A 23,110-nucleotide genomic window follows, 5' to 3' on the forward strand; every position below is an offset into this window, starting at 1 on the left:
CTTTCTTCCTTAAGGCAGCAAGCTCTTCACGTTGATCGGTTCGGCTTCATTCTGCGCGGAGCCTTTTGGCTTACCGGCAATCGCCATACCTGCAACACGATAGAAGTTGTAATCAGGGTTTTTGCCGGGGCCGGAGATCAGCAGATCTTCTTTCTCGTAAACCAGGTCCTGACGTTTGAACTCGGCCATTTCGAAATCCGGCGTGAGCTGGATCGCGGTGGTCGGGCAGGCTTCCTCGCAGAGGCCGCAGAAAATGCAGCGCGAGAAGTTGATGCGGAAGAAGTCCGGGTACCAGCGACCGTCTTCGGTTTCAGCTTTCTGCAGCGAAATGCAACCGACCGGGCAAGCCACGGCGCACAGGTTGCACGCTACACAACGCTCTTCGCCGTCGGGGTCGCGGGTCAGGACGATACGCCCACGGTAGCGCGGTGGCAGGTAGACCGGTTCTTCCGGGTACTGCAGCGTGTCGCGCTTGCGGAAGGCGTGGCCGAAAATCATCACCAGGCTGCGAAGCTGGGTGTAGAGGCCATGCACGATGTCAAATATGTACTTCATGATTCTCTATCCTCACTGAGCCGCGACGGCGGGCGTGTTGAGCAACACGATCGCAGCGGTCACCAGCATGTTGACGAGGGTCAGCGGCAGGCAGAACTTCCAGCTGAAATCCATCACTTGGTCATAGCGTGGGCGCGGAATCGACGCGCGCAACAGGATGAACATCATGATGAAGAACGCGGTTTTCAGTGCGAACCAGATGAACGGGATCTGCGGCAGGATGCCGAACGGACCGTGCCAGCCACCGAAGAACAAGGTCACCAGCAGCGCCGAGATCAGCACGATGCCGATGTACTCGCCGACGAAGAACATGCCCCATTTCATGCCGGCGTATTCAATGTGGTAACCGTCGGCCAGTTCCTGTTCCGCTTCCGGCTGGTCGAACGGGTGACGGTGAGTCACGGCCACGCCAGCGATGAAGAAGGTCAGGAAACCGAAGATCTGCGGAATGATGAACCACAGGTGCTGGGCCTGGTAGTCAACGATGTCGCGCATGTTGAACGAGCCGACCTGAATCACGATGCCCATCAGTGACAGGCCCATGAACACTTCGTACGACACGGTTTGCGCCGAAGCCCGCAAGCTGCCCAGCAGGGCGAACTTGTTGTTGCTCGACCAGCCGGCGAACAGCACCGCGTAGACCGACAGACCGGCCATGGCGAAGAAGAACAGGATGCCGATGTTCAGGTCCGCCACGCCCCAGGTCGGGGTGATCGGGATGATCGCGAAGGCAATCAGCAGGGCGCTCATGGCCACGACCGGTGCCAGGGTGAAGATCATCTTGTCGGCGAACGGTGGCGTCCAGTCTTCCTTGAAGAACATCTTGATCATGTCGGCGGCGATCTGGAACGCACCGAACGGACCCACGCGGTTCGGACCGTAACGATCCTGCCAGAGGGCGAGCAAACGACGCTCGACCCAGCTCAGCAGTGCACCGCAGACCACCACGGCCAGCAGAATCACCACGGCCTTGAGGACCGCGATGATGATGTCGATCACTTCAGGAGTGAACAAGGTCATTGAGCTGCCTCCTGCAGACCGTCAACGGATTTGCCAAAGATCGCTGGCGGAATGCCGGCGATGCCCGCGGGCAATGCCACCATGCCGGCGCCCAGTTCTTCATTGATGCGCAGTGGCAGACGCAGGGTCTGGCCAGCCACGTTCAGGCTCAGCAGTGCGCCGTCGTTGACACCCAGGCGGTCGGCTTCGGACTTGGCCAGGGCGACGTAGGCCGCCGGGATGCGTTCCTGAACCGGCGCGGCTTTCGAAGAGGTTTCTTCGCTGCCGAACAGGTGGAAGAACGGCACAACCTGCCAGGTGCCCTGGGCCGGGTTGAACGCGCGCGGAACGTTGGCGAACCACTTCAGCGAATCACCGGTGCTTTCGATCAGGCGGGTGCCCGGGTCGCCAGCGCGGATGTGACCACCGACTTCATCCTGGAACTTGTTCCAGGCTTGCGGTGAGTTCCAGCCCGGAGACCAGGCGAATGGCACTTGCTGACGAGGTTCGACCGAGCCCGAGTAACCTTCCATCGAGAAGGCGAACGCGGTGTCTTTGTCCTGCGGTGTACGGGGCTCGTGCACGCTGATGTCGGCGCGCATGGCGGTACGACCGGAGTAACGCAGCGGTTCGCGCGCCAGTTTCAGGCCTTTGATGCGGAACGCGGCGGACGGTGCCGCGTCGACGATGGCCGCCAGTTGCGGGGTGCTCGAGGCGACCGCAGCGGTGACGTGGTCCAGCTGCGTCCAGTCGATTGGCTGGTTCAGCAGGGTCGAACGCAGGGCATGCAGCCAGCGCCAGCCTTCGTGAACCAGGATGCTGGCGTCCATGTATTGCGGGTCGAAAACCTGGAAGAAGCGCTGGGCACGGCCTTCCTGGCTGACCAGGGTACCGTCGCCTTCAGCGAAGCTCGCAGCCGGCAGGATCAGGTGCGCACGATCACTGGTGGCGGTCTTCTGATGGTCCGCCACGATCACCACTTTCGCGGCGGTCAGGGCGGCATCGACCTTGGCTTTGTCGGTACGGGTGTACAGATCGTTTTCCAGCACGACGATGGCGTCGGCCTTGCCGTCGATCACCGCTTGCAGGGCTGCATCGACCGATTCGCCACCGAGCATGGCCAGGCCGAGGCTGTTGGCCTCTGGCACGATCAGGCTGATGGAACCGTTCTTCTCGCGCAGTTTCAGGGCCTTGGCGATGTTCGCGGCGGCTTCGATCAAGGCTTTGGAGCCCAGGGAAGTACCGGCGATGATCAGTGGGCGCTTGGCGGCGAGCAGGGCGTCGGCGATACGCTTGGCCAGCTCAAGGGCTTCGGCGTCCAGGCCTTCAACGGCAGGCGCGCTGGCGTCGAGGGCGTGAGCCACGGCGAAACCGATGCGAGCCAGGTCGTCCGGCGCGGCGTGAACGCACTCTTCGGCCACGTCGTCGAGCTTGGTTTCAGCCAGGCTGGCGATGAACAGCGGGTTCAGCGCGTGCTGACCGATGTTCTTCACCGCGGCGTCGAGCCAAGGCTGTACGCGCATGGCTTCGGCCATGTCTTCGGCCTTGCCCTTGACCGATTGGCGCAGGGCCAGGGCCATGCGTGCAGCGGTCTGGGTCAGGTCTTCACCGAGGACGAACACGGCGTCGTGGTCTTCGATGTCGCGCATGTTCGGTACCGGCAGCGGGCTGTCTTTCAGCACTTGCAGGACCAGGCGGATGCGCTCCAGTTCGGAGGCTTCGATACCGGAGTAGAAGTGCTCGGCACCGACCAGTTCGCGCAACGCGTAGTTGCTTTCGAGGCTGGCGCGGGGCGAACCGATACCGACGATGTTGCGGCCGCGCAGCAGGTCGGCGGCTTTATCCAGGGCTTCGTCGAGGCCCAGTTTGGTGCCGTTGGCCAGCAGTGGCTGACGCGGACGGTCCTCGCGGTTGACGTAGCCATAGCCGAAACGGCCACGGTCGCACAGGAAGTACTGGTTTACCGAGCCGTTGAAACGGTTTTCGATACGACGCAGCTCACCGTAGCGTTCGCCCGGGGAGATGTTGCAACCGCTGGAGCAGCCATGGCAGATGCTCGGCGAGAACTGCATGTCCCACTTGCGGTTGTAGCGCTCGGAGTGAGTCTTGTCGGTGAACACACCGGTCGGGCAGACCTCGGTGAGGTTGCCGGAGAACTCGCTTTCCAGGGTGCCGTCTTCAACGCGACCGAAGTACACGTTGTCGTGGGCGCCGAATACACCGAGGTCGGTGCCGCCGGCGTAGTCCTTGTAGAAGCGCACACAGCGATAGCAAGCGATGCAGCGGTTCATTTCGTGGGAAATGAACGGGCCCAGTTGCTGGTTCTGGTGGGTACGCTTGGTGAAGCGGTAACGGCGCTCGTTGTGGCCGGTCATTACCGTCATGTCTTGCAGGTGGCAGTGACCGCCTTCTTCACAGACCGGGCAGTCGTGAGGGTGGTTGGTCATCAGCCATTCGACAACACTGGCGCGGAAGGCCTTGGATTCTTCATCTTCGATGGAGATCCAGGTGTTGTCGGTGGCAGGGGTCATGCAGGACATGACGATGCGACCACGGGTGTCGTTCTCGTCGGTGTACTGCTTGACCGCGCACTGGCGGCAAGCGCCAACGCTGCCCAGGGCAGGGTGCCAGCAGAAATAAGGGATATCGAGGCCTAGCGACAGACATGCCTGTAACAGGTTGTCTGCCCCATCGACTTCGAGCTCTTTGCCGTCTACGTGGATAGTGGCCATGGTTCAAAGTTCTTCGTTGGCCCGGTGTCAGCGGGCGTGGCTAATGGAATCTTGTTGTTCGTCCGAATCCAAACAGCCCTTGAAAGGCGTCATCGAACGAAAGACGAAGGGCACGGACCCTTCGCCTTTTTAAGCATTTACGCGCCGACTACGATCGGCCTTGCCAGAGGCGGGACGGCGGCGCTGGTGGGCGCGATGCCGGCTTCGAACTCTGGACGGAAGTATTTGATTGCGCTGCCCAACGGCTCCACGGCGCCCGGTGCGTGAGCACAGAAGGTCTTGCCTGGGCCGAGGAAACCGACCAGACCCAGCAGGGTCTCGATGTCGCCTGGCTGACCCTGACCTTTCTCGATAGCCATCAATAGCTTGACGCTCCATGGCAGGCCATCGCGGCAAGGGGTGCAGAAACCACAGGATTCGCGAGCGAAGAACTGCTCCATGTTGCGCAGCAGGGACACCATGTTGACGCTGTCGTCGACCGCCATGGCCAGGCCGGTACCCATACGGGTGCCCACCTTGGCGATGCCGCCGGCGTACATTTGTGCATCCAGGTGCTCCGGCAACAGGAAGCCGGTACCGGCGCCGCCCGGCTGCCAGGCCTTGAGTTTGTAACCGTCGCGCATGCCGCCGGCGTAGTCTTCGAACAGCTCGCGCGCGGTCACGCCGAATGGCAGTTCCCACAGGCCAGGGTTTTTGACCTTGCCGGAGAAGCCCATGAGCTTGGTGCCCATGTCTTCGCTGCCTTCGCGGGCCAGCGATTTGTACCAGTCCACGCCGTCGGCAATGATCGCCGGTACGTTGCACAGGGTCTCGACGTTGTTCACGCAGGTCGGTTTGCCCCACACGCCAACGGCGGCCGGGAAGGGCGGCTTGGAGCGCGGGTTGGCGCGGCGGCCTTCGAGGGAGTTGATCAGTGCGGTTTCTTCACCGCAGATGTAACGCCCGGCGCCGGTGTGGACGAACAGCTCGAAATCGAAGCCGCTGCCCAGAATGTTTTTACCCAGCAGGCCCGCGGCCTTGGCTTCTTCCACGGCACGGTTGAGGTGCTTGGCGGCGGTGGTGTATTCGCCACGCAGGAAGATGTAGCCACGGTAGGTTTTCAGTGCGCGGGCACTGATCAGCATGCCTTCGATCAGCAGATGGGGCAGTTGCTCCATCAGCATGCGGTCTTTCCAGGTGTTCGGCTCCATCTCGTCCGCGTTGCACAGCAGGTAGCGGATGTTGATGGATTCGTCTTTGGGCATCAGGCCCCACTTCACGCCAGTGGGGAAGCCTGCACCGCCACGACCCTTGAGGCCGGCGTCCTTCACGGTCTGGACGATGTCGTCCTGGGCCATGTCGGCGAAGGCCTTGCGGGCAGCGGCGTAACCGTTCTTGGCCTGGTACTCGTCGAGCCAGACGGCTTCGCCGTCGTCACGCAGACGCCAGGTGAGCGGGTGAGTCTCGGCCGAACGCTTGATGCGGTTGGCCGGGCCGAAGGAAGTCAGGGTCATACGTAGCCCTCGAGCAATTTGGCGACGCCTGCTGGCTGCACATCACCGAATGTGTCGTCGTCGATCATCAACGCCGGTGCCTTGTCGCAGTTGCCGAGGCAGCAGACCGGCAGCAGGGTGAAACGACCATCGGCGGTGGTCTGACCCAGGCCGATGCCGAGCTTGCTCTGGATTTCGCTGACCACGGACTCGTGGCCGCCGATGTAGCAGACCATGCTGTCGCAGACGCGAATGATGTGGCGGCCAACCGGTTGACGGAAGATCTGGCTGTAGAACGTCGCCACGCCTTCAACGTCGCTGGCCGGAATGCCGAGGATCTCGCCGATGGCGTACAGGGCGCCATCTGGCACCCAGCCACGTTCCTTCTGGACGATCTTCAGGGCTTCGATCGACGCCGCGCGCGGGTCTTCGTAGTGATGCAGCTCGTGCTCGATGGCCGAGCGCTCGGTTTCGCTCAGGGCGAAACGGTCTGTCTGGATAAGCGTGCTGTTCATGCTTAGCGGTCCACGTCGGCCATAACGAAATCGATACTACCCAGGTACGCGATCAAGTCCGCGACCATGCTGCCTTTGATCACCGAAGGGATCTGCTGCAGGTGCGGGAAGCTTGGGGTGCGAATCCGGGTGCGGTAGCTCATGGTGCCGCCATCGCTCGTCAGGTAATAACTGTTGATGCCCTTGGTCGCTTCGATCATCTGGAAGGATTCGTTGGCCGGCATCACCGGGCCCCACGAAACTTGCAGGAAGTGCGTGATCAAGGTCTCGATGTGCTGCAGGGTGCGCTCTTTGGGTGGCGGCGTGGTCAGCGGGTGATCCGCCTTGTACGGGCCTTCCGGCATGTTGCGCATGCACTGCTCGATGATCTTGATGCTCTGGCGCATCTCCTCGACGCGCACGATGCAGCGGTCATAGGCATCGCCGTTGGCGGCCAGCGGCACTTCGAATTCGAAGTTCTCGTAGCCCGAGTAAGGACGCGCCTTGCGCAGGTCGAAGTCGCAACCGGTCGAACGCAGGCCGGCACCGGTGACACCCCATTCCAGGGCTTCCTTGGTGTTGTAGGCCGCGACGCCGATGGTACGGCCACGCAGGATGCTGTTGTCGAGGGCGGCTTTCTGGTATTCGTCCAGACGCTTTGGCATCCACTCGACGAAATCCTTCACCAGCTTTTCCCAGCCGCGTGGCAGGTCGTGGGCGACGCCACCGATGCGGTACCAGGCCGGGTGCAGACGGAAACCGGTAATGGCTTCGATCACCGTGTACGCCTTCTGGCGGTCGGTGAAGGTGAAGAACACCGGGGTCATGGCGCCGACGTCCTGGATGTAGGTACCCAGGAACAGCAGGTGGCTGGTGATCCGGAAGAACTCGGCCATCATGATGCGGATGACGTCGACCTTCTCGGGTACCTTGATGCCGGCCAGCTTCTCGACCGAGAGCACGTACGGCAGGTTGTTCATCACGCCGCCGAGGTAGTCGATACGGTCGGTGTACGGAATGAAGCTGTGCCAGGACTGACGCTCGGCCATCTTCTCGGCGCCACGGTGGTGGTAACCGATGTCCGGTACGCAGTCGACGATCTCTTCGCCGTCCAGCTGCAGGATGATGCGGAACGCACCGTGCGCCGAAGGGTGGTTCGGGCCGAGGTTGAGGAACATGTAGTCCTCGTTCGGGCCGGAACGCTTCATGCCCCAGTCTTCAGGCTTGAAGCGCGCGGCTTCTTCCTCAAGCTGTTGCTTGGCCAGGGTCAGGCTGTACGGATCGAATTCGGTGGCGCGCGCAGGGAAGTCCTTGCGCAGCGGGTGACCTTCCCAGGTCGGCGGCATCATGATGCGCGACAGGTGAGGGTGGCCTTTGAAGTCGATGCCGTACATGTCCCAGACTTCACGCTCGTACCAGTTGGCGTTCGGCCAGATGCTGGTGACGGTCGGCAGGCTGAGGTCGCTCTCGGAGAGGGCAACCTTGATCATGACGTCGCTGTTACGTTCGATCGACATCAAGTGATAGAACACAGAGAAGTCGGCGCCGCTCGGCAGCCCTTGACGCTTGGTGCGCAGACGCTCGTCCACGCCGTGCAGGTCATAGAGCATGACGTACGGCTTGGGCAGGTTGCGCAGGAAAGTCAGGACTTCGACGAGTTTGGCACGGGCAACCCAAAGCACCGGCATGCCGGTGCGCGTAGGCTGGGCGGTGAACGCCTCGGGGCCAAAACGGTTGTTCAGTTCGACGACCACATCCTGGTCGTCTGCCTTATAAGGCGGGATGTACAGAGCACTGCCTGTAGTCATGATTTTTTTATCGCTTTCGGTCAACGTAAAGAATGAAGCCAGCTTCTCGTTTCTTTGAAACAGCAGATCTGGATCAGACTTCGTCGGGGCTGCGCAGGTTGGTTACCTGAATACGCTGTTCGCGGCGCTTTTCCTTCTCGGAAGGCATCTCGGCGCGGTAAACGCCTTGATCGCCAACGACCCAGGAAAGAGGGCGACGCTCCTGGCCAATCGACTCCTGCAACAGCATCAAGCCTTGCAGGAAAGCTTCAGGGCGGGGCGGGCAGCCAGGCACGTAGACGTCCACGGGCAGGAACTTGTCCACCCCTTGAACGACAGAGTAGATGTCGTACATGCCACCGGAGTTGGCGCACGAACCCATGGAGATGACCCATTTAGGTTCGAGCATTTGCTCGTACAGACGCTGAATGATCGGCGCCATCTTGATGAAGCAGGTACCGGCGATAACCATGAAATCCGCCTGACGCGGTGATGCCCGGATAACCTCGGCGCCAAAGCGCGCGATGTCGTGGGGCGCCGTGAAGGCGGTGGTCATTTCCACATAGCAGCACGAAAGGCCGAAGTTATACGGCCACAGGGAGTTCTTGCGCCCCCAGTTGATCGTGCCGTTAAGCACGTCTTCGAGCTTGCCCATGAAAATGTTTTTGTGGACTTGATCTTCTAACGGATCGGAAACGGTTTCCCGTTCGCCAATCGGATACTGCTCGTTAGGAGCATCGGGGTCGATCCTGGTGAGATTGTATTGCATTGCCAAAGCCTCATTGTTTCAGCTTCGCTTGCCGCTTGCGCCGAGCTTCCGGAGCCCAGTCAAGGGCGCCCACTCGGAATAGGTAGACAAGACCTGCCAACAGAATTGCTATGAAAACGAGAGCTTCGACGAATCCGGTCCAGCCGCTTTCGCGGACGGACACAGACCATGCAAAGAGAAAGAGGGCTTCGATATCGAAGATCACGAAGAGCATCGCGACCAGATAGAATTTGGCAGAGAGCCGCAAGCGGGCGCCACCTGTAGGTAGCATGCCGGACTCGAACGGTTCGTTTTTGCTGCGGCCCCAGGCTTTTGACCCGAGGAGGCTGGAGACGCCGAGCATGAAGGCACAGAGGCCGACTACGCCCAGAAGGAAAATGGCAAAGCCCCAGTTGTGGGCCATGAGTCCTGTCGCTTCGGGCATGCTGGTAATCCTTAACAGAGAGCAAAGGTCTCTGAGCTTGAAAAGAAACAACGCAGTGACGATATGTCGCAGCAATCAATCCCGCTGATTTTATGGCTAAACACCCAGCAAGTAAAATTCCTATAGCGAAATTATTTATAGGAATAAGGACATGGCGAGCGGCAAAAGCGCTGTAGCCCTTGCGTTACGGGCATTAGATGGCATTTCGTCAATTATGTTTTGTAGGGAGTGTAACGAACAAAGCTTTGCATGAATGATAATCAATATTATTTGAGCTGGTTTTTAATCTGTTTAACGGGTCAGTGTTCGTTAAGTTGTCTTATATGTACGTTACTTGAAGTAGTGGCGGTGATCTTTTTAGCGGATTTTTCCGATGTTGATGCCGCTCTGGATCAGTATTTTTCCAGATCGCCACCAGCCCCTGTAGGAGCGAGCTTGCTCGCGATGGTGGTCAGCGATGACGCTGGGGGGGCTGACACCCCGCGGCGCCCTCAGGGTCATCGCGAGCAGGGCGTTCATTGAAACGCAGGCAAAAAAACGCCCCGAACCAGTCGGGGCGTCAGATGTGCAGCGCTGCGGTTTGCTTTCTATGCGGTCCGCAGCGGCTGGTATTTCAGGTGAAGCAGATCAGTGGAACTGTTCTTCTTCGGTCGAGCCGGTCAGCGCGGTTACCGAAGACGAGCCACCCTGGATCACGGTGGTCATGTCGTCGAAGTAGCCGGTGCCCACTTCCTGCTGGTGAGCCACGAAGGTGTAACCCTTGGCGGCGTCGGCGAATTCCTGCTCCTGCAGTTTCACGTAGGCAGTCATGTCGTTGCGGGCGTAGTCGTGCGCCAGGTTGAACATGCTGTGCCACATGTTGTGAATGCCGGCCAGGGTGATGAATTGGTGCTTGTAGCCCATGGCGGACAGTTCGCGCTGGAACTTGGCGATGGTCGCGTCGTCCAGGTTTTTCTTCCAGTTGAAGGAAGGCGAGCAGTTGTACGACAGCAGTTGGTCCGGGTATTCCTTCTTGATCGCTTCGGCGAAGCGACGAGCTTCTTCCAGATCAGGCTTGGCGGTTTCGCACCAGATCAGGTCGGCGTACGGCGCGTAGGCCAGGCCGCGAGCGATGGCCTGGTCGAGACCAGCGCGCACTTTGTAGAAGCCTTCCTGAGTACGTTCGCCAGTAACGAATGGCTGGTCGTACGGATCGCAATCGGAAGTCAGCAGGTCAGCAGCGTTAGCGTCGGTACGAGCCAGGATGATGGTCGGAGTACCGGCAACGTCAGCGGCCAGGCGAGCAGCGATCAGCTTCTGTACGGCTTCCTGGGTTGGAACCAGTACCTTGCCGCCCATGTGGCCGCACTTCTTGACGGAGGCCAGTTGGTCTTCGAAGTGAACGCCGGCGGCGCCCGCTTCGATCATGCTCTTCATCAGTTCGTAAGCGTTCAGTACGCCGCCGAAACCGGCTTCAGCGTCAGCCACGATTGGCGCGAAGTAGTCGATGTAGCCTTCGTCGCCCGGGTTCTTGCCGGCTTTCCACTGGATCTGGTCAGCACGACGGAACGAGTTGTTGATGCGCTTGACCACGGTTGGAACCGAATCCACCGGGTACAGCGACTGGTCCGGGTACATCGATTCGGCGGAGTTGTTGTCCGCAGCTACTTGCCAGCCCGACAGGTAGATCGCCTGGATGCCGGCCTTGACTTGTTGCACAGCCTGGCCGCCGGTCAGGGCGCCCATGCAGTTGACGAAATCTTTCTCAGGACGGAAGGCTGGCTTGGCACCTTGGGTAACCAGGTTCCACAGCTTTTCGGCGCCCATTTTTGCAAAAGTGTGCTCAGGTTGAACCGAGCCACGCAGGCGGACGACGTCAGCAGCGGAGTAAGTGCGTGTCACGCCTTTCCAGCGCGGGTTTTCAGCCCAGTCTTTTTCGAGGGCTGCAATTTGCTGTTCGCGTGTCAGTGCCATGGAGATAAACCTCGTCGCATAGGTCTTGGGGTGGAAAATTCCTGCTCCTGCCACGTACGCATCCTGAAATTGGCGTAAGAGGCTGCTCGCTGACCAGAAGCTTAAGCGGTCAAGTCGGATTCGGCGGGGGAGGCGACGGGATGAACGATGGGCTCGAGGGGAAGTGAGCAGGTACGGGCGAACTGCGGGCGCATTCGGGCGTCGTGGGCCTTGGTGCGAACATCAGTGTGGTGCCGGGTTACCTAATTACGCTTCCGTCCCTCGGGACAACTTCGTTCCAGTCGACAACCTCGTCAAACACACCTTGTGGGCGGTACAGACACGAATCGGCTTGCGTGGGGTAAGTTGCAAGCGGCGACTCGAAGGCCCTTGCCGGGGCCTCTGATTAGCGGGAGCGAGGCCATCATGCCTTCGGTTTTTTAGCTCGTCAAACACTTTGTAGTGCTTTTTTTTAAGCACTACATCTTTGGTCTAATACGACTTGTCAGTCAGTTTTCGGTGACTTAGTCCAAAGTGTCGACTTTCACCCGTAACGTCATGTCATCCCGGCCTTGAGTCGAGTAGCTGCGGGTAAGGCCCTGTTTGTCGGCCTGTGTCTGGCCGTTTACGCCAGCCAGCAGGATCCATTCGCCCAAGTGCCCGGTGACAGTTGTGTCGGTACTTTGTACGTTCACTACATCGGGACGTTCCTGACTCATGCGGTCATGGTTGGTGCTGATCGACAGGTGAACGATGTCGCCGGTGACGCTGGCGGTGACATAGAACCCCTGAGTGACGTTGCGGTATTCGGTCTGGCTGCGCAGGTCGCCGTAGGAGTCGGTCTGGCTGCTGGTGAGCGGTACGCTCTGGCCGACCTGGATCAGTGCTGGCGTGCCTTCGCTGGTCTGGACTTGCTGAATGCCGCCATTACGGCTGGCGGTGTTGTAACTGATGATGCGGGTCTGGTTGGGCTTGGCGCCGTTCACTGAATATCCCTGGTCGCCCTGGGTGTTGTTGTCACTGGTATCGACAGTGATCAGCAGGCGTTTTGGCGCCGTGTCGAGCTGGGAAAGAAGGGCTTTAAGTTCGTCGATCTTGCGCTGATCAGCGTTGACTATAAGCTGATTCCCGTAAGCGCTGACCTGGCCGTCCTTGCCGATGAAATCCTGTGCGACCGGCAACATATCGGCGCTGGTGTGGTAGTTCAATGGCACGATTTCGGTGGCTGCCATGACCGAAAAACTGCAGGTCACCAACAGCGTGGTGAGCAGGGTGCGTAGGGACATATCCGTTATCTCCGCAATCAAAGGCTTGATAGTGCCACTTTGTCGGCCCGCAATGGGGCAAGTTGAATCGTAGACAGCAAAACGCCCCGGCATCCGAACATGGCGAGGCGTTTTGTGGTGTTTGCGTGTTGCTTTTGTGGTGAGGGAGCAAGCCCCCTCACTACAGGTCTCAAGCTGAATGGCGAACCATGTCGACATGCGGAATCCCTGCTTCCAGGAACTCCTCACTGACCATGCTGAAGCCCAGGCGCTCATAGAACGCCGTGGCTTGGACCTGGGCGCTGAGCATCTGTTGTTTTAGCCCGCGCTTTTCGGCTTCGCCGATGACCTCTTGCATCAACGCATCGCCGACTTTCAGGCCGCGCCAATCCTTGAGTACCGACACCCGGCCAACATGACCGTCAGGCAGCAGGCGGGCGGTACCGATTGGAAAGTCGCCTTCGAATGCCAGGAAGTGCACGGCAGTCGCGTCGTCGGCATCCCATTCAAGCTCAGGTGGAACGCATTGCTCGGCAACGAACACCGTCTCACGAATGCGCCGGATCTCGGCGTTGTCCTTCTGCCAGTCTGCGACACGTACGTGAATCTTATTCATCGGCAAACCCCAGGCTACCTTGCTTGACCAGCTCGCACAGCAGGCTGCGGCCATCTTCATCGCTCAGCCACTGACCAAGGTTGTCGCTGTGCAACGCATCGGCGGCGCAGATCATCTTCAGCAGCTCGCGCAGTTTGCCCGGCAGATAACGGCTCTGGCCGCTGGCGAACAGCAGCAAGTCATCATCGACTTCCGACCAGGCCAGACGCGCGCTTGGGTTGCGGATCAGTACGGCGCCCTGTTCGAGCGCGCTGAGGACGTCTTCCTCTTCGACGTCTTCCGGGCCGACGACCAATTCCGGATAGCGTGGCTCGGTCATGAACTGGCCGAACCAGGTCAGCAGCAGGCGCTCGTCGCTCATGTGTTCGGCCAGCAGGCCTTTCAGGCGGTCGAGGGCGTCGTGCTGGATCTGGTGCGGATCGACCGCTGGCAGGGCGTCGGCGTCGGTGTAGCGCTCTTCGTCAGGCAGGAACTGGCTGAGGAAGTCAGTGAAGTGGGTCAGCACTTCAGCAGCGCTCGGTGCGCGGAAGCCGACGGAGTAAGTCAGGCAGTCATCGACCGCGACGCCGCAGTGGGCCAGGCGTGGTGGCAGGTAGAGCATGTCACCCGGTTCCAGGACCCATTCATCGGTCGCTTCGAATTCGGCGAGGATGCGCAAGTCCGCGTGCTGCAGCAGCGGGCTTTCGGAGTCGCACATCTGGCCGATCTTCCAGTTGCGCTTGCCGTGGCCTTGCAGCAGGAACACGTCGTAGTTGTCGAAATGCGGGCCGACGCTGCCACCTGGTGCCGCGTAGCTGATCATTACGTCGTCGATGCGCCAGCTCGGCAGGAAGCGAAAGTGCTCCAGCAGTTCGCCGACTTCCGGAACGAACTGGTCCACGGCTTGTACCAGCAGGGTCCACTCGCGTTCCGGCAGCTTGCTGAATTCGTCCTCGGCAAACGGGCCGCGGCGCAGTTCCCAGGGGCGCTCGCCGTGCTCGATGATCAGGCGCGATTCGACTTCTTCTTCCAGCGCCAGGCCGGCCAATTCGTCGGCATCGAGCGGGCTTTCGAAGTCCGGGATGGCCTGACGGATCAACAGCGGCTTTTTCTGCCAGTAGTCGCGCAGGAACTCCCGTGCCGTGATGCCGCCCAAAAGTTGAAGAGGAATGTCAGGATTCATGTGTAACCTATTGAAAAAATGCACTTTTCATACGGGAATAAAAACGCCCGGCGCGGCCGGGCGTCTTAAAAGGGTCAAGCGGTCGATCAGATGCGTCTGGCTTGCTCTGCAGCGTTGCCGATGTAGTTTGCCGGGGTGAGCAATTTCAGTTCGGCCTTGGCGGCGGCTGGCATGTCCAGGCCGTCGATGAAAGTCTGCAACGCTTCAGGGCTGATGCCCTTGCCGCGGGTCAATTCTTTCAGCTTCTCGTACGGGTTTTCGATGTTGTAGCGACGCATCACGGTCTGGATGGGCTCGGCCAGGACTTCCCAGCACGCGTCCAGGTCGGCGGCGATTTTCTGCTCGTTGAGCTCCAGCTTGCTGATGCCTTTGAGGCTTGCTTCGTACGCGATCACGCTGTGGGCGAAGCCGACGCCGAGATTACGCAGAACGGTGGAGTCGGTCAGGTCGCGCTGCCAGCGGGAGATTGGCAGTTTGCTCGCCAGGTGCTGGAACAGTGCGTTGGCGATACCCAGGTTGCCTTCGGAGTTTTCGAAGTCGATCGGGTTGACCTTGTGCGGCATGGTCGACGAACCGATTTCGCCGGCGATGGTGCGCTGCTTGAAGTAGCCCAGGGAGATGTAGCCCCAGATGTCGCGGTCGAAGTCGATCAGGATGGTGTTGAAGCGGGCGATCGCATCGAACAGCTCGGCGATGTAGTCGTGCGGCTCGATTTGCGTGGTGTACGGGTTGAAGCCCAGGCCCAGCTCGTCTTCGATGAAGGCGCGGGCGTTGGCTTCCCAGTCGATCTCAGGGTAGGCCGACAGGTGTGCGTTGTAGTTGCCGACGGCGCCGTTGATCTTGCCGAGCAGCGGAACGGCAGCGACTTGAGCGATTTGACGCTCCAGGCGGTAAACCACGTTCGCCAGCTCTTTGCCCAGGGTGGTCGGCGAAGCCGGTTGGCCGTGGGTGCGCGACAGCATTGGCACGTCAGCGAAACGGATGGCCAGTTCGCGGATGGCGTTGGCGGTCTGGCGCATCAGCGGCAGCATCACGTCATCGCGGCCTTCGCGCAGCATCAGGGCGTGGGACAGGTTGTTGATGTCCTCGCTGGTGCAGGCAAAGTGGATGAACTCGCTGACCTTGGCCAGTTCCGGCAGCTTGGCCGCTTGCTCTTTGAGCAGGTATTCGATGGCTTTTACGTCGTGGTTGGTGGTGCGTTCGATCTCTTTGACGCGCTCGGCGTGCTCCAGAGAGAAGTTTTCCGCCAGGGTGTTCAGCACCGCGTTGGCTTCGGCGGAGAACGCCGGCACTTCGCTGATGGCAGGGTGAGCGGCCAGGCGCTGGAGCCAGCGTACTTCAACCAGAACGCGGGCACGGATCAGGCCGTACTCGCTGAAAATTGGGCGCAGGGCCTGGGTTTTGCCGGCGTAGCGGCCGTCAACAGGGGAAACCGCAGTGAGCGAAGAGAGCTGCATGGGGTGTTCTCGGACAGTCGGGCAACGAAATGGGGCGCGTATCATACATGAAAAAATCCGCCGGTCCGTTGCCAACTGACCAGCGTATTACGCGTTACTGACTACAAAGGGGTGTTGCGGATACGCCTCAGCTGGCGCGCATCAACGGATAAAGCTCTTTCAGCAATTTGCGTCGGCTGATCACCAACTGCCAGCGATGGCCGCCCAACTGCCGCCACAGGCGTGCCGAGCGAATGCCGGCCAGCAATAGCGCGCGAATTTTCGACGCGTTGCTCGGTTGCTGCAGGTTGCGCATGTCGCCGTGGACCTGGATGCGTTGGCGCAAGGTGCTCAGGGTGTCCTGGTACAGCGCGCCACACGCGGCGATCACGTTTTCATGGGCCGGGCCGAAGTGTTCGACCTGGGACTGAATCTGGGGCAGGCGTTTGCCGATGATGTCCAGCATGTCGCTGCGCTTGGCCAGTTGGCGCTCAAGGCCGAGCATGGCCAGCGCGTAGCGCAGTGGTTCGCGCTGCAGGGTGCTCGGATCGCGTTCCAGGGCGCCGATCAAGGCGCGATAGCCTTCGCGCAGATTGATATCGTCGCCGCCGTAGACTTCCAGGGTGTCCTTGGGGTCGCGGATCAGCAGGCTACCCAGCATGCAGGTCAGGCCGGCCTCGTTGGTCTGGCCGGTCTTGGCAATTTTATCGACCAGCACGGCGGCGAGAAACACACCGCCCAGAGCCGTCAGTTGCTCCTGGGTCGGGCTCATTGGGGCTGCCCTTTGCCGGTGCTCTTGCTGGTCCAGGGCTCCGCCACTTCGATCACTCCGCCACCCAGGCAGATTTCACCGTCATAGAACACCACGGACTGGCCCGGAGTGACCGCGCGTTGCGGGTCGTCAAACGTGGCGCGGTAACCGGTGGCGGTTTTTTCCAGGGTGCAGGGCTGGTCGCTCTGGCGATAGCGGACCTTGGCGGTCAGTCTGCGCGGCTCGCTCAGGTCGATCGGATTGACCCAGTAGATGTCCGAAGCGAGCAGGGCGCGGGAGAACAACCACGGGTGGTCATTGCCCTGGCCGACGATCAGCTCGTTATGTTCCAGGTCTTTGATCAGCACGTACCACGGCTCGTCGCTGGCGTCTTTCAGGCCGCCGATGCCCAGGCCCTGGCGCTGGCCGATGGTGTGATACATCAGGCCATGGTGGCGGCCGATGACTTCACCTTCGGTGGTCTTGATCTCGCCCGGTTGTGCCGGCAGGTACTGCTTGAGGAAGTCGCTGAAGCGACGCTCGCCGATAAAGCAGATCCCGGTGGAGTCCTTCTTCTTCGCGGTTGCCAGTTCGTATTTCTCGGCAATCGCGCGTACTTCCGGCTTTTCCAGCTCGCCGACCGGGAACAGGGTCTTGGCGATCTGTTCGCCGCCGACGGCGTGCAGGAAGTAGCTCTGGTCCTTGTTCGCGTCCAGGCCCTTGAGCAATTCGGTGCGACCGTCGATGTCACGGCGGCGCACGTAGTGGCCGGTGGCGATCAGGTCGGCGCCCAGCATCATGGCGTAGTCGAGGAACGCCTTGAACTTGATTTCGCGGTTGCACAGGATGTCCGGGTTCGGCGTGCGGCCGGCCTTGTATTCGGCCAGGAAGTGCTCGAAGACGTTGTCCCAGTACTCGGCGGCGAAGTTGGCGGTGTGCAGCTTGATTCCAATCTTGTCGCACACAGCCTGGGCATCCGCCAGATCATCCATGGCGGTGCAGTATTCCGTTCCATCGTCTTCTTCCCAGTTCTTCATGAACAGGCCTTCCACCTCATAACCCTGCTCGATCAGCAGGAGGGCGGAAACGGAAGAGTCCACGCCGCCGGACATGCCGACAATGACGCGCTTCTTTTGTGTGTCAGAAGGGGCTGGATCACGCATAGGGATTCAATGAGTGTCTTGAAAAAGGACGCGATTCTAACAGGCTGGAGCCCGCAAGGCTAAAGAGAAGGGCGGATCAATTCGAGACCGAAGTGTTTGCCGTCCCGATAGTCGTCGATACAGCGGATAATCAGCTCGCTGCGCCAGCTGTCCCTCTGCTCGATTAATTCGTCGCGGGTCAACCACTTGGCGCCGACGATACCGTCGTCCAGCTGGTAGTCCGGGTGGTGTTTGAGCGGCTTGGCGATGAAGCAGACCCGTTGGTAGGTCACGCCGTTGCTGGGTGCGGTATAGAGATAAATGCCCAGCACGCCGGTCGGCTCGACGTCCCAGCCGGTTTCCTCGAGGGTTTCGCGCACGGCGGCCTCGGTCAGGGTTTCGTTCGGGTCGAGGTGGCCGGCGGGCTGGTTGAGCACCACGCGTCCGTGCTTGAGTTCCTCGACCATCAGGAAGTGGCCGTTGTCTTCGACGATGGTGGCGACGGTGATGTGGGGTTGCCAGTCCATGAAATGCCCTCAATTTTCAAAAGTTGAAACACTATCCCTGTGGGAGCTGGCAAGCCAGCTCCCACAGGGTTTTGAGTCGATCATAAATCCCAAAAACACAAACCCCGGCACGGGGCCGGGGTTTGTGATGTTCCTTGCAGCCTTAAACCAGCGCAGCAATCGCCGCGTTGAACGTGGCGCTCGGACGCATGGCCTTGCTGATCAGATCGGCATTGGCGTGGTAGTAACCGCCGATGTCCACTGGTTTGCCCTGAACGGCATTGAGCTCGGCAACGATGGTTGCTTCGTTCTCGGTCAGGGTTTTGGCCAGGGTCGCGAACTGCGCTTGCAGGGCCTTGTCTTCGGTCTGGGCAGCCAGGGCTTGAGCCCAGTACAGCGCCAGGTAGAAGTGGCTGCCGCGGTTGTCGATGTTGCCGACTTTGCGCGATGGCGACTTGTTGTTGTCCAGGAACTGGCCGGTGGCCTGGTCCAGGGTCTTGGCCAGAACCAGCGCCTTGGGATTGTTGTAGGTCACGCCCAGGTGTTCCAGGGACGCAGCCAGTGCCAGGAATTCACCCAGCGAGTCCCAGCGCAGGAAGTTTTCTTCCAGCAGCTGTTGAACGTGCTTCGGTGCGGAACCGCCAGCGCCGGTTTCGAACAGGCCGCCGCCCTTCATCAGCGGAACGATCGACAGCATCTTGGCGCTGGTGCCCAGTTCCATGATCGGGAACAGGTCGGTCAGGTAGTCGCGCAAAACGTTGCCGGTCACCGAGATGGTGTCCTTGCCTTCGCGGGTGCGCTTGAGGGTGTACTTCATCGCGTCGACTGGCGCCATGATCTGGATGTCCAGGCCGGTCGTGTCGTGATCCTTCAGGTAAGCCTGAACTTTCTCGATCACTACGCCGTCGTGAGCGCGCATTGGGTCCAGCCAGAAGATCGCTGGTGTGTTGCTTGCGCGGGCACGGTTGACGGCCAGTTTGACCCAGTCCTGGATCGGCGCGTCTTTGGCCTGGCACATGCGGAAGATATCGCCGGCTTCAACCGGTTGTTCCAGCAGCAGGGTGCCTTTGGCATCGGTCACACGGACAACACCGTTGGTCTTGATCTGGAACGTCTTGTCGTGGGAGCCGTACTCTTCGGCTTTTTGCGCCATCAGGCCAACGTTCGGCACGCTGCCCATGGTGGTTGGATCGAAAGCGCCATTGGCCTTGCAGTCTTCGATCACTGCCTGGTAGATGGTGGCGTAGCAGCGATCCGGAATCACGGCCTTGGTGTCGTGCAGCTGGCCGTCGGTGCCCCACATTTTGCCGGAGTCACGGATCATGGCTGGCATCGAGGCGTCGACGATGACGTCGCTCGGCACGTGCAGGTTGGTGATGCCTTTGTCGGAGTTGACCATCGCCAGCGATGGGCGAACAGCGTAGACCGCTTGAATGTCGGCTTCGATCTGGGCTTGTTGCTCGGCGGGCAGGGCCTTGATGCGAGCGTACAGGTCGCCGATGCCGTTGTTCAGGTTAAAGCCGATCTGCGCCAGCACGTCAGCGTGCTTGGCCAGTGCGTCTTTATAGAACTCGGCAACGATCTGGCCGAACATGATCGGGTCGGAAACCTTCATCATGGTCGCTTTCAGGTGAACCGACAGCAGCACGCCTTTGGCTTTGGCGTCTTCGATCTCGGCAGCGATGAAGCTGCGCAGGGCGTTTTTGCTCATGACCGCGCAATCGATGATCTCACCGGCTTGCACGGTGGTTTTTTCTTTCAGGACGGTGGTGGTGCCGTCTTGAGCGATCAGTTCGATTTTCACAGCGCCAGCGGCGTCGATCAGGGCAGCTTTTTCGCTGCCGTAGAAATCGCCGGTGGTCATGTGCGCGACATGGGATTTGGAGTCAGCAGCCCAGACACCCATTTTGTGCGGGTGCTTGCGCGCATAGTTCTTGACTGACAGCGGAGCGCGGCGGTCGGAGTTGCCTTCGCGCAGGACCGGGTTCACGGCGCTGCCCTTGATCTTGTCGTAACGGGCCTTGGCTTCTTTGTCGGCTTCGGTGGTCACGGTTTCCGGGTAGTCCGGCAGAGCGTAGCCCTGGGCCTGCAGCTCTTTGATCGCGGCCTGCAGTTGCGGAACCGAGGCGCTGATGTTCGGCAGCTTGATGATGTTCGCTTCAGGCGTAATCGCCAGGGCGCCCAGTTCGGCGAGGTGGTCGGCTACGGCTTTGTCGCCCAATTGCTCGGGGAAGCTGGCCAGGATACGCCCTGCAAGAGAGATATCGCGGGTTTCAACGGCGATATCAGCCGAGGCGGTGAAGGCCTCTACGATAGGCAACAGTGAATAGGTGGCGAGGGCGGGAGCTTCGTCGGTGAAGGTATAGATGATCTTCGAGCGGGTGGGCATATTCGGATTAACTCTCTCTTCTTTGCTAAAGCGTGCGCAGAAACTCGAGGGCGCCGGGTAAGCGCGTTCGTTCAAAGTCATCCATGAGCCGAATATCGAGGTTTCGTTGCTGTGATGTTGGGTGCATCAGTAGAGCGACAAGCAAGCGGGCTGCGGTAACAGACCGGCTTATGCGGCGGAAAGGCTCATCATGGAGCAGTTCAGTCGTCGTGACTCTGTGGTCAGCGGGCAGCATTATACATAGGTAGCTGGCAATCTGTTGATGGTTCATACGCGACGATTGTCGTCCATTGGTCTAAAGGTCGCAGGGGCGCGTCGGGCGTAGAGTCATTCGTCGTGCTGTAGTTTGGCGCTTTTCCCTTTGCTTTCAGGCTTGTAGGCCGCCAGTTGTGCAGCTTTGCGGCACGTGGATGGAACATAGGGTTTGCGCGCAGATTTAACTGGGTTACGCTCGAATGAAGCCAGATGTTCAATCCAATCAATGGAGTTCAGCATGGGTTACAAGAAGATTCAGGTTCCAGCCGTCGGCGACAAAATCACCGTCAATGCAGACCATTCTCTCAATGTTCCTAATAACCCGATCATTCCCTTCATCGAAGGCGACGGCATTGGGGTTGATATCAGCCCCGTCATGATCAAGGTTGTCGATGCTGCCGTGAAGAAGGCTTACGGTGGCGAGCGCAAGATTTCCTGGATGGAAGTGTACGCCGGGGAAAAAGCGACTCAGGTTTACGATCAGGACACCTGGCTGCCCCAGGAAACCCTGGACGCGGTCAAGGACTACGTGGTTTCCATCAAGGGTCCGCTGACTACTCCGGTCGGTGGTGGCATTCGTTCGCTGAACGTGGCGCTGCGTCAACAACTCGATCTCTATGTCTGCCTGCGTCCGGTGCGCTGGTTCGAAGGCGTGCCGAGCCCGGTCAAGAAGCCTGGCGACGTCGACATGACGATCTTTCGCGAGAACTCCGAAGACATCTATGCCGGTATCGAGTGGAAGGCCGGTTCGGCCGAGGCCACCAAAGTCATCAAATTCCTTAAAGAAGAAATGGGCGTTACCAAGATCCGTTTCGACGAAAACTGCGGTATCGGCATCAAGCCGGTGTCCCTGCAGGGCACCAAGCGTCTGGCGCGCAAGGCGCTGCAATATGTGGTCGATAATGACCGCGATTCGCTGACCATCGTGCACAAAGGCAACATCATGAAGTTCACCGAAGGTGCCTTCAAGGAATGGGCCTACGAGGTGGCCGCCGAAGAGTTCGGCGCGACCCTGCTCGATGGTGGCCCGTGGATGCAGTTCAAGAACCCTAAAACCGGCAAGAACGTCATCGTCAAGGATGCCATCGCCGATGCCATGCTCCAGCAGATCCTGCTGCGCCCGGCCGAGTACGATGTCATCGCGACCCTGAACCTGAACGGCGACTACCTCTCCGACGCCCTGGCGGCGGAAGTGGGCGGTATCGGTATCGCGCCAGGCGCCAACCTGTCCGACACCGTGGCGATGTTCGAAGCCACCCACGGTACTGCGCCGAAGTACGCCGGCAAGGACCAGGTCAACCCGGGTTCGTTGATTCTGTCCGCTGAAATGATGTTGCGCCACATGGGTTGGACGGAAGCGGCTGACCTGATCATCAAAGGCACCAACGGCGCGATTTCCGCCAAAACCGTGACCTACGACTTCGAACGCCTGATGGACGGCGCCACGCTGCTTTCGTCTTCGGCGTTCGGCGATGCCCTGATCTCGCACATGTAAGCGAATCCAGGCTGCAAAAAAATACGCCCGGCTCAATTGATCCGGGCGTTTTTCATGGCCGGGGCGGTCAGCTCAGAGCCGTGCCTTGGGTGCTGGTGGAGGCGGTAGTGGCGGTCGCGGTGGTGGTTTTGGCCAGGGCGTCGTTGATCTCGACCGCATGCAGCCCCTTGGGCCCCTGGATGATGTTGAAGGTCACAGCCTGTCCGGCCTTCAGGGTTTTATAGCCATCCATTTTGATGGCCGAGTAGTGGGCAAACAGATCTTCTGTCTTGCCGTCCTCGTTGATGAAGCCGTAACCCTTGGCGTTGTTGAACCACTTGACCTTGCCGACTGCCATACACATATCCCTCTGCAACAGACTCCATCACTGGAGTATCATCCAGTTCATCCGCAGTCGCTTTTTAGAAAAAAGTTGACTCCGCGGACCTTTTTTACCCACTGTGGGCTCTATTGGTTGTAACACCGTTTTGCTGATAGTCAAGGTGACCCGGCAGTCGGAGTTGAAATTGGCCATAGCTGCCCCCACCACTGTATTTGCACAACTGACGAACCTTTCTTTCCATGCATGCAATCAGCCAGATTCGACTAACATTCAATCAGGATCGCCCTGATTTACACGACGACGATTCCGCAGGCATTGCTGTTCAGGAGGCCAAGCCTGCTCTACAGGCGCCGCCGATGTACAAGGTGGTTTTGTTCAATGATGACTACACACCGATGGATTTCGTCGTCGAAGTGCTCGAGGTGTTTTTTAACCTGAATCGCGAGCTGGCGACCAAGGTCATGCTGGCCGTCCATACAGAAGGGCGGGCAGTATGTGGAGTGTTTACCCGCGACATCGCCGAGACCAAGGCCATGCAGGTCAACCAGTACGCCAGGGAAAGCCAGCATCCGCTACTCTGTGAAATCGAGAAGGACGGTTAATCGCC

Annotated in this window: 21 protein-coding genes; 3 read left to right on the plus strand and 18 right to left on the minus strand. The window is 59.7% G+C overall.

All coding sequences use genetic code 11. The features are described 5' to 3' along the window. Positions 1 to 9 precede the first annotated feature (9 nt). The 8 genes from nuoI to AC1Q6D_RS18650 all read right to left on the minus strand — a co-directional run bounded on the left by nuoI (position 10) and on the right by AC1Q6D_RS18650 (position 9,232). Positions 10 to 555 carry an NADH-quinone oxidoreductase subunit NuoI gene (gene nuoI / locus AC1Q6D_RS18615; protein WP_178132024.1) on the minus strand — a complete coding sequence of 182 codons (546 nt, stop codon included), beginning with the start codon at positions 553 to 555 and terminating at the stop codon, positions 10 to 12. A 12-nt stretch (positions 556 to 567) separates the two neighbouring features. After that, a complete protein-coding gene (gene nuoH / locus AC1Q6D_RS18620; RefSeq protein WP_047527655.1) occupies positions 568 to 1,575 on the minus strand; it encodes an NADH-quinone oxidoreductase subunit NuoH in 1,008 nt (335 codons plus the stop codon). Then, entirely contained in the window at positions 1,572 to 4,286 is a 2,715-nt protein-coding gene (gene nuoG, locus AC1Q6D_RS18625) for an NADH-quinone oxidoreductase subunit NuoG (RefSeq protein WP_103405056.1), read from the minus strand. Before nuoG ends, nuoH begins: the two co-directional genes overlap by 4 nt. 137 nt (positions 4,287 to 4,423) lie before the next feature. Continuing rightward, positions 4,424 to 5,779 (minus strand): NADH-quinone oxidoreductase subunit NuoF, encoded by a 1,356-nt coding sequence (nuoF, locus tag AC1Q6D_RS18630; RefSeq protein WP_103405057.1) that lies wholly within the window; start codon positions 5,777 to 5,779, stop codon positions 4,424 to 4,426. Beyond that, positions 5,776 to 6,273 carry an NADH-quinone oxidoreductase subunit NuoE gene (nuoE, locus tag AC1Q6D_RS18635; RefSeq protein WP_007970445.1) on the minus strand — a complete coding sequence of 166 codons (498 nt, stop codon included), beginning with the start codon at positions 6,271 to 6,273 and terminating at the stop codon, positions 5,776 to 5,778. The genes nuoF and nuoE overlap by 4 nt, the downstream gene beginning before the upstream one ends. Positions 6,274 to 6,275: 2 nt before the next feature. Then, positions 6,276 to 8,060, minus strand: a complete 1,785-nt coding sequence (nuoC, locus tag AC1Q6D_RS18640; RefSeq protein ID WP_047538433.1) for an NADH-quinone oxidoreductase subunit C/D — start codon at positions 8,058 to 8,060, stop codon at positions 6,276 to 6,278. Positions 8,061 to 8,133: 73 nt separating this feature from the next. Next, positions 8,134 to 8,808 (minus strand): NuoB/complex I 20 kDa subunit family protein, encoded by a 675-nt coding sequence (locus AC1Q6D_RS18645; protein WP_047527662.1) that lies wholly within the window; start codon positions 8,806 to 8,808, stop codon positions 8,134 to 8,136. A 10-nt stretch (positions 8,809 to 8,818) separates the two neighbouring features. Continuing rightward, entirely contained in the window at positions 8,819 to 9,232 is a 414-nt protein-coding gene (locus AC1Q6D_RS18650) for an NADH-quinone oxidoreductase subunit A (RefSeq protein WP_003223812.1), read from the minus strand. Positions 9,233 to 9,481: 249 nt separating this feature from the next. Between AC1Q6D_RS18650 and AC1Q6D_RS18655 the strand changes: the two genes are divergently transcribed. Then, a complete protein-coding gene (locus AC1Q6D_RS18655; protein ID WP_146041508.1) occupies positions 9,482 to 9,754 on the plus strand; it encodes a hypothetical protein in 273 nt (90 codons plus the stop codon). Positions 9,755 to 9,859: 105 nt separating this feature from the next. Here AC1Q6D_RS18655 and aceA read toward each other — a convergent pair whose 3' ends face one another. The 9 genes from aceA to AC1Q6D_RS18700 all read right to left on the minus strand — a co-directional run bounded on the left by aceA (position 9,860) and on the right by AC1Q6D_RS18700 (position 20,431). Then, a complete protein-coding gene (gene aceA / locus AC1Q6D_RS18660; RefSeq protein WP_103405058.1) occupies positions 9,860 to 11,185 on the minus strand; it encodes an isocitrate lyase in 1,326 nt (441 codons plus the stop codon). A gap of 503 nt (positions 11,186 to 11,688) precedes the next feature. Further along, complete coding sequence (locus AC1Q6D_RS18665) at positions 11,689 to 12,450, minus strand: secretin N-terminal domain-containing protein (protein WP_047527670.1); 762 nt, start codon at positions 12,448 to 12,450, stop codon at positions 11,689 to 11,691. Between the two features lie 169 nt (positions 12,451 to 12,619). After that, a complete protein-coding gene (locus AC1Q6D_RS18670) occupies positions 12,620 to 13,045 on the minus strand; it encodes a GNAT family N-acetyltransferase (protein WP_103405059.1) in 426 nt (141 codons plus the stop codon). After that, positions 13,038 to 14,207, minus strand: a complete 1,170-nt coding sequence (locus tag AC1Q6D_RS18675; protein WP_047527674.1) for a ribosomal protein uL16 3-hydroxylase — start codon at positions 14,205 to 14,207, stop codon at positions 13,038 to 13,040. Before AC1Q6D_RS18675 ends, AC1Q6D_RS18670 begins: the two co-directional genes overlap by 8 nt. A gap of 86 nt (positions 14,208 to 14,293) precedes the next feature. Further along, positions 14,294 to 15,664: an adenylosuccinate lyase gene (gene purB / locus AC1Q6D_RS18680; protein ID WP_103405060.1), complete on the minus strand. Its 1,371-nt coding sequence runs from the start codon at positions 15,662 to 15,664 to the stop codon at positions 14,294 to 14,296. A gap of 127 nt (positions 15,665 to 15,791) precedes the next feature. After that, complete coding sequence (hflD, locus tag AC1Q6D_RS18685) at positions 15,792 to 16,415, minus strand: high frequency lysogenization protein HflD (RefSeq protein WP_103405061.1); 624 nt, start codon at positions 16,413 to 16,415, stop codon at positions 15,792 to 15,794. Continuing rightward, positions 16,412 to 17,557, minus strand: coding sequence for a tRNA 2-thiouridine(34) synthase MnmA (gene mnmA / locus AC1Q6D_RS18690; protein WP_047527680.1), 1,146 nt, complete (start codon positions 17,555 to 17,557; stop codon positions 16,412 to 16,414). The genes hflD and mnmA overlap by 4 nt, the downstream gene beginning before the upstream one ends. Positions 17,558 to 17,616: 59 nt before the next feature. After that, entirely contained in the window at positions 17,617 to 18,063 is a 447-nt protein-coding gene (locus AC1Q6D_RS18695; RefSeq protein WP_103405062.1) for an NUDIX hydrolase, read from the minus strand. 142 nt (positions 18,064 to 18,205) lie between these two features. Beyond that, positions 18,206 to 20,431 (minus strand): NADP-dependent isocitrate dehydrogenase, encoded by a 2,226-nt coding sequence (locus AC1Q6D_RS18700; protein ID WP_103405063.1) that lies wholly within the window; start codon positions 20,429 to 20,431, stop codon positions 18,206 to 18,208. A 493-nt stretch (positions 20,432 to 20,924) separates the two neighbouring features. Between AC1Q6D_RS18700 and icd the strand changes: the two genes are divergently transcribed. Beyond that, positions 20,925 to 22,181, plus strand: a complete 1,257-nt coding sequence (gene icd / locus AC1Q6D_RS18705) for an NADP-dependent isocitrate dehydrogenase (RefSeq protein ID WP_047527687.1) — start codon at positions 20,925 to 20,927, stop codon at positions 22,179 to 22,181. A gap of 67 nt (positions 22,182 to 22,248) precedes the next feature. On the opposite strand, the gene cspD is transcribed toward icd, so the two are convergent. Beyond that, complete coding sequence (gene cspD, locus AC1Q6D_RS18710; protein WP_103405064.1) at positions 22,249 to 22,518, minus strand: cold shock domain-containing protein CspD; 270 nt, start codon at positions 22,516 to 22,518, stop codon at positions 22,249 to 22,251. 224 nt (positions 22,519 to 22,742) lie between these two features. On the opposite strand from cspD, the gene clpS reads away from it, so the two are divergent. Next, positions 22,743 to 23,105 carry an ATP-dependent Clp protease adapter ClpS gene (gene clpS / locus AC1Q6D_RS18715; RefSeq protein ID WP_015094394.1) on the plus strand — a complete coding sequence of 121 codons (363 nt, stop codon included), beginning with the start codon at positions 22,743 to 22,745 and terminating at the stop codon, positions 23,103 to 23,105. Positions 23,106 to 23,110 lie beyond the last annotated feature (5 nt).

Source organism: Pseudomonas sp. MT92 (assembly GCF_058792515.1).

Coding starts and splice junctions, on each gene's coding strand:
- nuoI (WP_178132024.1), bottom strand. CDS start 555: ATGAAGTACATATTTGACATCGTGCATGGCCTCTACACCCAGCTTCGC.
- nuoH (WP_047527655.1), bottom strand. CDS start 1,575: ATGACCTTGTTCACTCCTGAAGTGATCGACATCATCATCGCGGTCCTC.
- nuoG (WP_103405056.1), bottom strand. CDS start 4,286: ATGGCCACTATCCACGTAGACGGCAAAGAGCTCGAAGTCGATGGGGCA.
- nuoF (WP_103405057.1), bottom strand. CDS start 5,779: ATGACCCTGACTTCCTTCGGCCCGGCCAACCGCATCAAGCGTTCGGCC.
- nuoE (WP_007970445.1), bottom strand. CDS start 6,273: ATGAACAGCACGCTTATCCAGACAGACCGTTTCGCCCTGAGCGAAACC.
- nuoC (WP_047538433.1), bottom strand. CDS start 8,060: ATGACTACAGGCAGTGCTCTGTACATCCCGCCTTATAAGGCAGACGAC.
- AC1Q6D_RS18645 (WP_047527662.1), bottom strand. CDS start 8,808: ATGCAATACAATCTCACCAGGATCGACCCCGATGCTCCTAACGAGCAG.
- AC1Q6D_RS18650 (WP_003223812.1), bottom strand. CDS start 9,232: ATGCCCGAAGCGACAGGACTCATGGCCCACAACTGGGGCTTTGCCATT.
- AC1Q6D_RS18655 (WP_146041508.1), top strand. CDS start 9,482: ATGAATGATAATCAATATTATTTGAGCTGGTTTTTAATCTGTTTAACG.
- aceA (WP_103405058.1), bottom strand. CDS start 11,185: ATGGCACTGACACGCGAACAGCAAATTGCAGCCCTCGAAAAAGACTGG.
- AC1Q6D_RS18665 (WP_047527670.1), bottom strand. CDS start 12,450: ATGTCCCTACGCACCCTGCTCACCACGCTGTTGGTGACCTGCAGTTTT.
- AC1Q6D_RS18670 (WP_103405059.1), bottom strand. CDS start 13,045: ATGAATAAGATTCACGTACGTGTCGCAGACTGGCAGAAGGACAACGCC.
- AC1Q6D_RS18675 (WP_047527674.1), bottom strand. CDS start 14,207: ATGAATCCTGACATTCCTCTTCAACTTTTGGGCGGCATCACGGCACGG.
- purB (WP_103405060.1), bottom strand. CDS start 15,664: ATGCAGCTCTCTTCGCTCACTGCGGTTTCCCCTGTTGACGGCCGCTAC.
- hflD (WP_103405061.1), bottom strand. CDS start 16,415: ATGAGCCCGACCCAGGAGCAACTGACGGCTCTGGGCGGTGTGTTTCTC.
- mnmA (WP_047527680.1), bottom strand. CDS start 17,557: ATGCGTGATCCAGCCCCTTCTGACACACAAAAGAAGCGCGTCATTGTC.
- AC1Q6D_RS18695 (WP_103405062.1), bottom strand. CDS start 18,063: ATGGACTGGCAACCCCACATCACCGTCGCCACCATCGTCGAAGACAAC.
- AC1Q6D_RS18700 (WP_103405063.1), bottom strand. CDS start 20,431: ATGCCCACCCGCTCGAAGATCATCTATACCTTCACCGACGAAGCTCCC.
- icd (WP_047527687.1), top strand. CDS start 20,925: ATGGGTTACAAGAAGATTCAGGTTCCAGCCGTCGGCGACAAAATCACC.
- cspD (WP_103405064.1), bottom strand. CDS start 22,518: ATGGCAGTCGGCAAGGTCAAGTGGTTCAACAACGCCAAGGGTTACGGC.
- clpS (WP_015094394.1), top strand. CDS start 22,743: ATGCATGCAATCAGCCAGATTCGACTAACATTCAATCAGGATCGCCCT.